Here is a 12,597-nt window from a genome sequence, read left to right as displayed (position 1 = left end):
GTGGATTCTGTCTTATGTCTTATATAAGACCATAATCCAGCCGCAACGCCATCCAACTTCTCCCTCCGACGGAGCACACAGCCCATGAGCAGCAATTCGACCATCATCTACACTCTCACCGACGAGGCGCCCCTGCTGGCGACCCACGCCTTCCTGCCCGTCGTCACCACTTTCGCCAAGGCGGCCGGGATCCAGGTCGAACAAAGCGACATCTCGGTGGCCGCCCGTATCCTCGGCAATTTCCCCGAGTACCTGACGCCTGAACAGCGTGTGCCCGATACCCTGAGCGAGCTGGGCAAAATGACCCTGGAGCCGGATGCCAACATCATCAAGCTGCCGAACATCAGCGCCTCGGTCGGCCAGCTGCTCAACGCCATCAAGGAACTGCAGGACAAGGGCTACAAGATCCCCGACTACCCGGCCGATCCGAAGACCGAGGAAGAGAAAGCCATCAAGGCGCGCTACAGCAAGTGCATCGGCTCGGCCGTGAACCCGGTGCTGCGCGAAGGTAACTCCGACCGCCGCGCGCCGCGCGCCGTCAAGGAATACGCGCGCAAGAACCCGCACTCGATGGGCGAATGGTCGCAGGCCTCGCGCACCCACGTCTCGCACATGACCAGCGGCGACTTCTACCACGGTGAGAAGTCGATGACCCTGGACCGCGCGCGCGACGTCAAGATGGAACTGATCACCAAGAGCGGCAAAACCATCGTCCTGAAGCCGAAAGTCTCCCTGCTCGACGGCGAGATCATCGATTCGATGTTCATGAGCCGCAAGGCCCTGCTGGCCTTCTACGAAAAGCAGATCGAAGACGCGCGCAAGGATGGCGTGATGTTCTCGCTGCACGTGAAGGCGACCATGATGAAGGTCTCGCACCCGATCGTGTTCGGCCACTGCGTGCGCACCTTCTACAAGGAAGCGTTTGAAAAGCACGGCGCCCTGCTCAAGGAACTGGGCGTGAACGTCAACAACGGCATGGCCGACCTGTACGCCAAGCTGGACACGCTGCCGGCCTCCCAGCGCGACGAAGTCATCCGTGACTTCCACGCCTGCCAGGAACACCGTCCGGCCCTGGCCATGGTCGACTCGGCCAAGGGCATCACCAACTTCCACTCGCCCAACGATGTGATCGTGGACGCCTCGATGCCGGCCATGATCCGCGCCGGCGGCAAGATGTACGGCGCCGACGGCCGCCTGAAGGAAGTCAAGGCCGTGATCCCGGAAAGCACCTTCGCCCGCATCTACCAGGAGATCATCAACTTCTGCAAATGGCATGGCGCCTTCGATCCGCGCACCATGGGCACGGTGCCGAACGTCGGCCTGATGGCCCAGCAGGCCGAGGAATACGGCTCGCACGACAAGACCTTCGAGATCCCCGAAGACGGCGTGGCCAATATCACCGACCTGGCCACCGGCGAAGTGCTGCTGAGCCAGAACGTCGAGGAAGGCGATATCTGGCGCATGTGCCAGGTGAAGGACGCCCCGATCCGCGACTGGGTCAAGCTGGCCGTGACGCGCGCGCGCAACTCGGGCATGCCGGCCGTGTTCTGGCTCGACCCCTACCGTCCGCACGAAGCCGAACTGACCAAGAAGGTCAAGGCCTATCTGCAGGAGCATGACACCAGCGGCCTCGACATCCAGATCATGTCGCAGGTGCGCGCCATGCGCTACACGCTCGAGCGCGTCAGCCGCGGCCTGGACACCATCTCGGTGACCGGCAACATCCTGCGCGACTATCTGACCGACCTGTTCCCGATCCTGGAACTGGGCACCAGCGCCAAGATGCTGTCGATCGTGCCGCTGATGGCCGGCGGCGGCATGTACGAAACCGGCGCCGGCGGTTCGGCACCGAAGCACGTCCAGCAGCTGGTCGAAGAAAACCACCTGCGCTGGGATTCGCTGGGCGAATTCCTGGCCCTGGCCGTCAGCTTCGAAGACCTCGGCATCAAGAGCGGTAACAACAAGGCCAAGCTGCTGGCCAAGACGCTCGACGCCGCTACCGGCAAGCTGCTCGACAACCGCAAGTCGCCCTCGCCCAAGACCGGTGAGCTCGACAACCGCGGCAGCCAGTTCTACCTGTCGATGTACTGGGCCCAGGAACTGGCCGCCCAGACCGAGGACGCCGAACTGGCCGCCGCCTTCGCGCCGCTGGCCAAGTCCCTGACCGAGAACGAGGCCACGATCGTCGCCGAGCTGCTGGCCGTGCAAGGCAAGCCGGCCGACATCGGCGGCTACTACAAGCCGGACGACGTCAAGGTGAAAGCCGTGATGCGCCCGAGCGCCACCTTCAACGCCGCCCTGGCCGCCTTCCAGGCCTAAGCCCGGCGGCTTGCCAAAAGAGCCACGTTACGGCGTGGCTCTTTTTTCGTCCCCACTTATTTTGTCCTGGACAAATCGACAATTAGCGAGGATATTCTCTATTAAAACCGGTTTGGCTACGACCAAGAAACAGTTACAATCGTGCATACACGAGCCTCACCGCGCCGCCCCCGCCCCTGTCGGCCCTCTTCCCGCCTTCACCGACCGGAACCATGAATACCATCACCGCCACCACTGATACCGCCGTCCCCGAATTCCAACAAGCCAGCCGGATGATGCTGATCGTCATCTGGGGCCTGTTCGTCCTGGCCCTCGGCCTGTCCGGCATGCACGACACCCTGAACTGGGCCCTGCTGTTCGGCCTGCCCTTCGCCGCCCTGCCGACCATCCTGATCCTGCGCAGCCCGGACGCCTTCCTGACCCACGCCAGCGTGGCCTTCAGCCTGATGGCCATGACCGGCCTGCACATCCACCAGGGCGGCGGCGTCACCGAGCTGCACTTCGGCGTGTTCGTGCTGCTGGCCTTCCTGGTCGTCTACCGCGACTGGCGCGTGATCCTGGTCGGCGCCGGCGTGGTGGCGGTCCACCACCTGTGCTTCAATCAGCTGCAGGAACTCGGCTATGGCGTGATCTGCTTCACCGCCCCGAGCTTCATGCGCGTGGTCGTGCATGCCCTGTTCGTCGTGGTGGAAAGCGCCGTGCTGTGCTACGTGTCGGTGCTGCTCAAGCGCGATGCCGAGCGCGCCATCGAACTGCGCAGCCGGGTCGCCGGCCTGGTCGGCGCCCAGCAGGGCGTGATCGACCTGTCGGCCCCGGCCAGCGCCCCGCGCAGCGAATCGGGCCAGCTGCTCGAAGCCCTGATCGCCCAGCTGCGCCAGGCCATCGGCGCCGTGCATGACGGCGCCATCAGCATCGCCCACACGGCCGACGAGGTGGCCGCCGCCAATATGGATCTCGAGCAGCGCACCCAACGCCAGGCCCAGACCGTGATGCAATCGGCCGATGCGGTCGAACACATGACCGAGAGCGTGCGCAACAACGCCAGCCATGCCGAGCAGGCCAATCAGCTGGCCGGCCAGGCCACCCAGGCGGCCCAGCGCGGCGGCGCCGTGGTCGAACGCGTGGTCAGCGCGATGGGCGCGATCGACGCTTCCTCGCGCCGCATCACCGACATCATCACCGTCATCGACGGCATTGCCTTCCAGACCAATATCCTGGCGCTGAATGCGGCCGTGGAAGCGGCGCGCGCCGGTGAGCAGGGCAAGGGCTTTGCCGTGGTGGCCTCCGAAGTGCGCAGCCTGGCGCAGCGCTCGGCCGCCGCCGCCAAGGACATCAAGCAGCTGATCGAAACCTCGGTGCAGAACACCACCGCCGGCGCCGGCTACGTGCAGGAGGCCGGCACCACGATGGCCGAAATCGTCGACCGCACGCGCGCCGTGGCCGAGCTGATGCACGATATCGCCGCCGCCAGCCGCGCCCAGAGCGAGGGCATCACCCACGTCGACCAGGCCCTGCGCGCGCTCGACGACGCCGCCGCCGAGAACAGCGCGCTGGTGGAAGAAGGCGCGGCCGCGGCCGAACGTCTGCGCGAACAGGCGCAGCTGCTCGACCAGGCCGTGCGCATGTTCCGCGTCGGTTCCGGCGGCGCCGCCCCGACCCTGCCGCGCCTGGCCGCGCGCTAGGCGTATTCGGCCAGCATGGCCGCCGTCAGGGCCGGCGGCGTGGCCGCCTCCGGGCAGGCCATCGTCAGCCAGGTGAAGATGCGCGCCGCGCTCATCACCTGCAGCAGGCCCGGCTGGGCCGACTGATTCAGCATCAGCACCGACTCGGTCATCACATTGCGGCCCCAGCTGATTTCGGCCGGCAGCGGCTTCAGGCGCGCGACGTCGACATCGGCGATCGCGCCCAGTTCATCGACCAGGATGCCGAAGCGCCCCTGCTCGGGGTGGCGCAGGATCACGATCTGCTGGGCCGCGCTGGCCTCATCGTGGGCGGTGCCGAGGAAGAACACCGGCACCGGGGTCTTGTCGATCATGCGGTAGCCCTGCATCACCCCGGCCTCGGATTTGATGCTCACCATCGGCTGGCGTTCGACCGCTTCGACCACGTCGGCCGAGGCCAGCCCGTACCAGTTGGCGCCGATGCGCAGCGTGGCGATCTCGCGCGTGTCGCCGCCGGCGCGCGCACGGTCGCCGCGCAGGGCCAGCGCCGGCTGCGGCGCGGCGCTGGCGGCGCGCGCCGCGCACAGCGGCTGGAACACGAAGGCGCGCACCGGGTTGCGGTAGACGTCGTCCGGCCCCTTGTATTCGCGGTAGCCGCAGGACTCGGCTTGGCCGATCGCATACAGCGTTCCATCGAGTTCGGCCACGTGCACCAGCGCGGCCGGCGGCGCCCCCGTGCGCAGCAGCGCGGGCGGCAGACAGTGGCCGGGCGCATAGCGGCCATCGGAACTGGCGATCACCCGCCCCTGCTCGTCGGCGAACAAGGCGAAGCCGCCGGCGCGCGGCAGAATATCGTGCAGGATGCCGCTGAACTGCGGCGCGCTGTCGAACACGATGGCGATGCCGCCCACCACGGCCGACGCATCCGGCGCCTGCACGGCCGCCGCATACACATAGGTCGGCGCGCCGCCGTACAGCGGGCTCGCTTCGAAGTCGGACACCACATACTCCTGCGGATGGCGCAGCGCCAGCGTGCGCGCGACCCACGGCGCCTCCAGCCGCTGGCCGACCAGCTCGGCCGCGCTGTCCTGCGAGACGGCCACCACCCGCCCGCTGGCGTCGAACAGCAGCAGATTCGTGTACACGCTGTACAGGCGGTTGATGTAGGCGAGGATGCGGCTGAGCTCAGCGCGGCGCGCCGCATCCGGCCTACCGTCGGCCAGCGCCTGGCGGAAGGCCGTGCTCAGGGCCCACCAGCGGCAGTCGTTGGCGCGCTCGTACAGATTGCGATCCATGATGTCGACCGCCTGCGCCGCATAGAAGCGGCAGTCGTGCAGCACGGTCGAGACGATGGTGGCGCGCAGGTCGGCGATCGAGCGCGCGAACATCTCGCGCGTGCGCTCGCCGGTCTTGCTGATCTCGGCCAGCAGCACCTTGGAGAAGGCCGGATTCGAGGAGCGCTGGCTGCCGCTTTGCAGCACCGTGCCATTCCACACCGAGCGGTTCAGATCGCGCTGGATGCGTTCGGCCTGGAGCGGAATCGCGCGCAGGGCCTCGCTGTACAGGCTGGTGTGCTCCATGACCACGGCCAGCAGCGCCGGGTCGATATCGGCCAGCAGGCGCGCCGCGTCGGTATGGAAGGCGTGGCGCAGCGGCAGCAAGGCGGCGCCGCGCCAGCCCGGCCCCTGATAGCCCTGAAAGCCCTGGGCCTGGCAGGCGCAGAACAGATAGTCATTGCCACCGAATTCGATCACGCGCCAGGCGGCCGCGCCCAGTTGCGGCAGGCGCGCGCCCGGCGCCACATGGAAGGGATCGGCGCTGGCCTGGACCTGGCCATCGGCGTCGAGCAGCAGCAGCACGCCGCGCTCGCCGGCCAGGGCCGAGAAGATGCGGCGCATCTCATCGTCGAAGCGGAACACCAGGCACAGCACGCCCTGCCCGCTGCCGACCCGCGCCGCATACACGAGGGCCGGCGCCGCGCCCAGACAGTCGAAGCGGCGGTAGGCCTCGGTGTAGGGCGCGTCCGAGGCGCGCACGCGCTCGACAAAGCGGCGATCGGTCTCGCTCGGCGCGGCGCCCGACTCGAGGCGCACCAGCAGCTGGTCGGCACTGTCGAACAGCAGGATATCGGCGTACACCGAATACTTGGCGCGGTAGGCGCCAAAGCGCTGGCGCAGGGCGCCGACGGCGGCCTCCGACGGCGCCGCCAGACAGGCGCGCACGTCCTCGTCGGTGGCCAGGAAGCCGATATCGGCCGTACGCTCGAACAGATTGCGCACCAGCATATCGATCGTCACCTGGGCCTTGGCGCGCAGCTCGGCGGCCGTCTTGGCTAGGATCTCGCGCCCGAGGTGATTGAGCAGGCTGTCGCTGAGACCGGCGAAGGCGGCGCGCGTCTCGGTCATGTCCGCCGCCGTGCCCGACAGCTGGCCGAGCAGGTTCAGATTGTCCCAGACCGCCTGCAGGCTCTGCAGGGATTCGCGGTAGTCCTCGACCGTCCGCATGTACGGGAGCAGCTCCACCAGCTCCCCATCGATTTCCACATTCTTGTAGCGTGCCACGCCTACTCCTCGCCAATACATCAACGCGGCTTGTGGCCGCGTCCTTTTGTCCGCTGGAGCTTGCACCGTTTTGGGTTGCGCGCGCACCGGATGGCGGCGGGCGCGAGAAAGTGGTGCAAGCCGGTCAGGATTATCAAATGCAAAAGTCCTGAACACTTTGATAAGCAATTCCCATGCCAAACTATTGGTTGGCGGCTGTGACGACCGGCAACTTTGCGTGGGTATAATCTTGGTCAATTACCACTTCACCGCCGCTTATGCTCGACCTGCGCACGATCAATGCCGTCACTGGGATCATGGGGCTGCTGATGGCCTGCATCCTGCTCGGCATGCGCCACTACTATCCGCGTCCGCTGCGCGGCACCGGGCTGTGGGCGCTGTCGCCCCTGCTTGGTGCGCTGTCGGCGCTGGCCTTTGGTCTGGAAGGGATACTGGCCGCGCCGCTCGTGGCCATGCTGAGCAATGCGTTGTCGATGGCCAGCGGCGGCCTGAATCTGTTCGGCAGCGCCGCCTTCTACGAGCAGACGCTGTCGCTGCGCCGCTGGCTGCTGTTCGGCCTGGCCGCGCTGGCGGCGCTGGCGGCCTTCATGTTCATCTGGCCCGACTACCGCGTGCGCGTCGTGCTCTACGCGCTGACCCTGCTGGTGGTGACGGCCACCCATGCGCGCCTGCACTGGCGCTTCGGCCTGAGTTTCGCCGGACGCCTGCTGGCCGCGATTCTGGCCGTGCGCTGCGCCGTGCTGCTGCTGCGCGCCGTCACGGCGCCCTTTCTTGAGGCAAGCACGGCCACGCGCTTCGACCCCGGCTGGATCCAGACCGTCTACCTGGCCTCCTTCAGCATTGGCGGCATGCTGACCTGTCTCGGCGTGGTGCTGCTGGCCAGCGAACGGGTGCGCGCCGATTTCGAACGCATGGCCAATGTCGACGTGCTGACCGGCGCCGCCACCCGCCGCGCCGCGCTCGAGGCGCTCGACGGCGAACTGGCGCGCGCGCGCCGCCACGGCCGCCCGTTCTCGCTGCTGATGCTCGATATCGACCACTTCAAACACATCAACGATGCGCACGGCCACGCCACCGGCGACCGCGTGCTCGCCCATGCCGTGGCCGGCATCCAGTCGACCCTGCGCACGATCGATGTGGTCGGCCGCATCGGCGGCGAGGAATTCCTGATCCTGCTGCCCGAAAGCGAACTGGCCAGCGCCAGCGCCGTGGCCGAGCGCATCCGCAGCCGGCTCGCGCATGGCGGGCGCGCGGCCGGCCTGCCCGAGTACACGGCCAGCATCGGCTGCGCCTGTCTGCAGGGGCCGGACGACAGCATCGCCAGCCTGATGGCGCGCGCCGACCGCGCCCTGTACGCAGCCAAAAACGGCGGGCGCAACCGCGTCAGCAGCGCGCCCGCCGCCTGAACGCCAGACTTACCAGTCGACTCCGTTCTTCGACTGCCGGATCACGCAGGCGTAGTTGTCCTCATAGGTGCCGCCGGCGGTCTTCTGCTTGCGCACGAACACCTGGCCCAGACCAGTGATCTGGTTGCTCCCATCGCCCGCGTAGAAGGCACGGATCTCCGCATACGCGCCATTGCCGGCCGCCTCGTCGGCCGTGCTGTGGCGCGCATAGCTGGTGAACTCGATCGCCGGCGCCTTGACCGCGACCAGCGGCGCCACATACCAGGGCAACCAGGCGCCGCTGGTGCCGTAGTTGACCCCGCCCACGCTGCCATCGGCCAGCACCTCGAGCGGCACGCTGACTTCAGGCGCGCTGCCGACCTGGATTTTGACGGCCGTCTCGGAGATCGTCACGCTGCAGGACTCGGTGCCGCTGCCGCCGGTCCGCTTGCCCTTGCCCGTGTACGGGGTGGCAGAGACGATGCGCGCCTTGTTGGCGGCCCAGGAACGGTCGCTCAGGCTCAGGGTCGTGAAGTCGGCCGGCAGCGCCGCACCCTTGCTGAGGCGGCAGACATCGCCGACCGGCACCCCGGTGGCCGAGGCAATACTGGCCGCGCCCAGCGTGGCGAACACGGTCTTGGTGCCGCCGTCCACGGCCGTCAGGCTCAGGTAGGGCGAGCCATTGCCCATGTTCGACTCGATGCTGTCGTTGCTGTCGCCGTTGAAGCTGGCGCTGTAACTGGCGCCGCGCGCCGTCAGCGTCATCGTGCCCCGGTTGAAGCCCACCGAGCAGGCCGAACCGTCACCCAGGGTGCCGTCGAACTTCTTACCGTCGAGTTCGGCCACATCGGCCGCCGTGGCTTTGTAGTTCAGATCCGCGAAGCCGGTCGGGGTCCGCACCAGCAGCGGCTTGCGGCTTTCGCCGGCAGGCGGCACCGGCGTCGGCGGCGCCAGCACGGTCAGCAGCGCCGAGCCATAGGCGCCATCGACGGCGACGGCAAGCGGCAGACCGGTCACGCCCAGGCTGGACGGCAGCGTCACCGTCACGCTGGTGCCGCTGGCATTGGTCTTGCCGAGCGCGGTGGTGATGCTGCCAAAGCGGACCGTCACATCGCTATTGGCAGGCAGGGCCTTGCCGCTGATGGCGATGCTGATGCTGGCGCCGGCCTGGGCGCTGAGGGTCTGCACCTGGACCAGCGGCAGCAGGGCCACGCTGCCGCCCGGATTGGCCGCCAGGCTGGCACTGGCCTGGGCCAGCGTCAGTTTGGCCGCGGCCAAGGCCTGGTTGAAGCTGTCGAGGGCGGCGTCGTGGCCGCTGCCATTGGCCAGGAAATTCACGTTCAGCGGGGTTTCGCTGCCCAGCTCATTGAGCGCGCTGCGCACGCTGTCCGGCACGATATTCTTCAGGCCGGCAAAGGCGGCCGCCACCGCACTGGCGTTGATGGCGCTGAAGGCCGGCGCCCCGGCCGCGCTGACGCCGATCGCCTCGAAGAACTGGGCCGGGGTGCGGGTGCTGCCCGCCATCTGGGCCACCATCATCTCGGTGAACGGGGTGATGTTCATGCGCGCCGTATTGCCGCTGGCCCCCTCGAGCACTGCGTGCAAGGTGACGCTGCCGGCGCTGGCCCGGCCGACGCAAGGGAAACTATCGGACGGGACCGCCAGGCTGAAGCTGCCCGTACTGCCGCTGGTTGTGGCCGGAATCGTATTGGCACGGCATTTGAGCTGGACACTGGCATTGGCCAGCGGCGCGCCCGTGGCCGCCGTCCCGCTGACGGTGACGCTGGTGACCGCGGGCGTCGGCGTGGGCGCGGGCGCCGGGACGGGCGCCGGTGCGGGCGTCGGCGCCGTATTGCTGGAAGAACCGCCGCCGCAGGCGGCAAGCACAAGGGCCAGGCTCAGTGGCGACAGACGAAGCAGGGAGCGATTTTGCATGGCGAAATCCTGGTTGGTTATTGGACACAGCGCGGGCATTTTCGCTAGCAAAATGCTAATCTGTGCATCCCCTGTTCAGGGGGTTGGCAGCGCCAGCCAGGCTTGCACAATGGCGCTATACCGATGGAGGACCCATGAAAACCGGGCTGGTGGTCGACGACGTCCCTGCCTCGCGCGAGTGGCTGAGCGCCGCCCTGCGCCGTGCTTTTCCGCCGATTGCGTTGCGCACGGCCGACACCGTCCAGAGCGCGCTGGCGCAGCTGCGCGCCGGCGCGCCGGCGGTGGCCCTGATCGACCTCGGCCTGCCCGACGGTTCCGGCGTCGAGCTGATCCAATGGTGCAGCGAACACGCGCCCGACACCGTCTGCGTGGTGGCCAGCATCTACGACGACGATCAGCATCTGTTCCCGGCCCTGCGCGCCGGCGCGATCGGCTACCTGCTCAAGGATGCCGCCGCCGGCGACGTCGAACTGGCACTGCGCGGCATTCTCGATGGCCGCCCGCCGCTCTCGCCCGCGATCGCGCGCAAACTGCTCCACCATTTCCGCGCCGGCGCAAGCGCCCCGCCGCTGGAGGAAGCCCTGACCCCGCGCGAGCGCGAGGTGCTGGTGCTGATCGCCAAGGGCCTGACCCTGCGCGAGGCGGCCGACCTGCTGCAACTAACGGCCAATACCGTGGCCGGCTACGTCAAGGTCATCTACCGCAAACTGAATGTCTCGACGCGCGCCGAAGCGGCCCTGACCGCCCGCGCCCTTGGCCTCGTATGAAGCGCTGGCTGCGCCAACTGCTGGCCCAGCGGCGCCACCTGTGGCTGGCGTTCGGGGTACTGCTGCCGGCCATTCTGATCAGCCTGGCCAGCCGCTCGCTGCTGGTCGGCCGCGCGCCCGCCGCCGCCGACGCCGTGCTGCCCGTCAGCGCCTGGGTCCTGCACGACGGCGAACGCAGCTGGCAGGCGATCAGCCTGCCCGACCTGTGGGACGCGCGTGCGCCGGGCCGCGCCGGCCTGGCGACCTACCGGCTCGAATTCGATCTGCCGGCCGACCTGCGCCAGCCCGCCGTGTATATCCCGCGCTGGTCGATGACCGGCGCCCTGCACTGGGACGACGACCTGGTCGACATGCCCGCCAGCTGGGACGGCGAGGCGCCGCGCCAGCTCAATCAGCCACGCCTGTACCGGCTCGATCCGCCGGCCGGCACAGCCGGGCGCCACCGGGCCACGATCCGCCTGAAGACCCTGCCCGGCCTGCGCGGCGGCCTGTCGCAGGTGTATGTGGGTGACTACCAGCGCCTCGCGCCCTACTACCAGCGGATGCTGATCTGGCAGCCGATCGCGCAGCAGGCGATTGGCCTGGCGATGATCTTCCTGGCGCTGATGATGCTGGGCCTGAACCACACGATGGGCGAGCGCGGCTTCGCCTACGCCGGCCTGTCGATGATCTGCTGGGCGATCTCGGTGTTCGGCTGGAGCAGCGAGACGCCCTGGATCGGCGGCGCGCGCTGGGAGATGTACTACTACCTGGCGCGCCTGTCCTATCCCTACCTGATCGGCCTGTTCCTCTACCGCTTCTTCCATCTGCGCCTGCGCTGGATGGCGCCGCTGATGATCGTCACCTGGCTGCTGGTGCTCGGCTTCACCGCCTACGACTGGCCGCGCGGTTTCGCCGCCGCCTCCACCGGCCTGTTCGCCCTGCCCGGCGCCTTCTACCTGGCCCTGCTCGGCGCCTCGGTGCTGCATGGGGTGCGCGCGGCCGATACCGAAGCCATCGTCGTTTCCGGCGTGCTGCTGGCCGCCCATGGCCTCAATCTGCACGATCTGGCCTGGTGGGCCGGCCGCCTCGATTTCGCCGAGCCGATGCTGAATCACTTCGCCGGCGTGCTGCTGTTCGGCTGTATCCTGTTCATGGTGCTGCGCCGCTACCGACTGATGCAGCAGCGCCTGCTCGACATGAACAAAGGCCTCGAGCAACAGGTCCACCAGCGCACGGCCGAGGCGCTGCACAGCGCCAGCCAGGCCCAGCGCCTGCAGCAGGACCGCCTGCTGCAGGAAGAGCGCGAACAGATTTACCGCGATCTGCACGACGACATCGGCGCCAAGCTCCTGACGCTGGTGATCGCCGCACCCGATCCCGAGCATGCGCAAACGGCGCGCGCGGCGCTGCAGGATTTGCGTGCGATGGTCTCGCATTCCGGTCAGGGGCCGCAGCCGCTGGCCTTTCTGCTGGCCGACCTGCGCAGCGAGGTGGCGACGCGCATCACCAATGCCGGCCTGCGCTTCGCCTGGGAAGCGCCCGACTATCCGCTCGACGCGCCCGGTCCCGAGGTACTGCCCTCGGCCGCGCTCGACATCGCACGCGTGCTGCGCGAGGCGGTCAGCAATGCGTTGAAACACGCGCGCGCGCGCCGTATCGCCGTGCGCATCACGCTCGATGGCGAGCGCCTGCACTTCCAGCTCGATGACGATGGCATTGGCCTGCAGCCGGCGCATGCCGACGGGAGCGGCCAGGGCCGGCGCAATATGGCCCTGCGCTGCCAGCGCTGGGGCGGCCATGCGCACTGGGACCTGAGCGAAGCCGGCGGCTGTCGCGTGGCATGGGACTTCGCACTCGGCGCGATCGCGCACCTGCAGGACGCGCCGGTCACGAAATCATGAACACAGCGCGGCAGCACCCGTATCGGCCCCATAAATTCAACAATCATTGACAACATTGCCAAAATCAAATCAAATGGGCAGTACTA

The 12,597-nt window shown here is 68.0% G+C and carries 7 protein-coding genes; 5 read left to right on the top strand and 2 right to left on the bottom strand.

Annotation, left to right across the window (positions count from 1 at the left end):
* Positions 1-84 precede the first annotated feature (84 nt).
* Entirely contained in the window at positions 85-2,319 is a 2,235-nt protein-coding gene (locus tag LZ005_RS04460; RefSeq protein ID WP_237805097.1) for an NADP-dependent isocitrate dehydrogenase, read from the top strand.
* 212 nt (positions 2,320-2,531) lie between these two features.
* Complete coding sequence (locus LZ005_RS04455) at positions 2,532-4,001, top strand: methyl-accepting chemotaxis protein (RefSeq protein WP_237805095.1); 1,470 nt, start codon at positions 2,532-2,534, stop codon at positions 3,999-4,001.
* Here LZ005_RS04455 and LZ005_RS21865 read toward each other — a convergent pair.
* Positions 3,998-6,541, bottom strand: a complete 2,544-nt coding sequence (locus LZ005_RS21865) for a chemotaxis protein CheW (RefSeq protein ID WP_237805093.1) — start codon at positions 6,539-6,541, stop codon at positions 3,998-4,000. The two genes, LZ005_RS04455 and LZ005_RS21865, sit on opposite strands and share 4 nt — an antisense overlap.
* 257 nt (positions 6,542-6,798) lie before the next feature.
* Between LZ005_RS21865 and LZ005_RS04445 the strand changes: the two genes are divergently transcribed.
* Entirely contained in the window at positions 6,799-7,947 is a 1,149-nt protein-coding gene (locus LZ005_RS04445) for a diguanylate cyclase (protein WP_237805091.1), read from the top strand.
* A 9-nt stretch (positions 7,948-7,956) separates the two neighbouring features.
* On the opposite strand, the gene LZ005_RS04440 is transcribed toward LZ005_RS04445, so the two are convergent.
* The gene (locus tag LZ005_RS04440; protein WP_237805089.1) at positions 7,957-9,861 is read right to left on the bottom strand and encodes a hypothetical protein; all 1,905 of its coding nucleotides are present in this window, start codon (positions 9,859-9,861) and stop codon (positions 7,957-7,959) included.
* A 134-nt stretch (positions 9,862-9,995) separates the two neighbouring features.
* Between LZ005_RS04440 and LZ005_RS04435 the strand changes: the two genes are divergently transcribed.
* Both LZ005_RS04435 and LZ005_RS04430 read left to right on the top strand, forming a co-directional pair.
* A complete protein-coding gene (locus LZ005_RS04435) occupies positions 9,996-10,628 on the top strand; it encodes a response regulator transcription factor (RefSeq protein WP_237805087.1) in 633 nt (210 codons plus the stop codon).
* A complete protein-coding gene (locus LZ005_RS04430; protein ID WP_237805085.1) occupies positions 10,625-12,511 on the top strand; it encodes an ATP-binding protein in 1,887 nt (628 codons plus the stop codon). Before LZ005_RS04435 ends, LZ005_RS04430 begins: the two co-directional genes overlap by 4 nt.
* Positions 12,512-12,597 lie beyond the last annotated feature (86 nt).

This window comes from Massilia sp. TS11, assembly GCF_022012445.1.
In the GTDB taxonomy this organism is placed as follows: Bacteria; Pseudomonadota; Gammaproteobacteria; order Burkholderiales; family Burkholderiaceae_D; genus Telluria.
This window is presented reverse-complemented; position numbering and strand designations above follow the sequence as displayed.

Excerpts from the sequence above, each read along its gene's own strand:
- LZ005_RS04455 (WP_237805095.1), top strand. The coding sequence starts at position 2,532 with ATGAATACCATCACCGCCACCACTGATACCGCCGTCCCCGAATTCCAA.
- LZ005_RS04460 (WP_237805097.1), top strand. The coding sequence starts at position 85 with ATGAGCAGCAATTCGACCATCATCTACACTCTCACCGACGAGGCGCCC.
- LZ005_RS04445 (WP_237805091.1), top strand. The coding sequence starts at position 6,799 with ATGCTCGACCTGCGCACGATCAATGCCGTCACTGGGATCATGGGGCTG.
- LZ005_RS04430 (WP_237805085.1), top strand. The coding sequence starts at position 10,625 with ATGAAGCGCTGGCTGCGCCAACTGCTGGCCCAGCGGCGCCACCTGTGG.
- LZ005_RS04435 (WP_237805087.1), top strand. The coding sequence starts at position 9,996 with ATGAAAACCGGGCTGGTGGTCGACGACGTCCCTGCCTCGCGCGAGTGG.
- LZ005_RS04440 (WP_237805089.1), bottom strand. The coding sequence starts at position 9,861 with ATGCAAAATCGCTCCCTGCTTCGTCTGTCGCCACTGAGCCTGGCCCTT.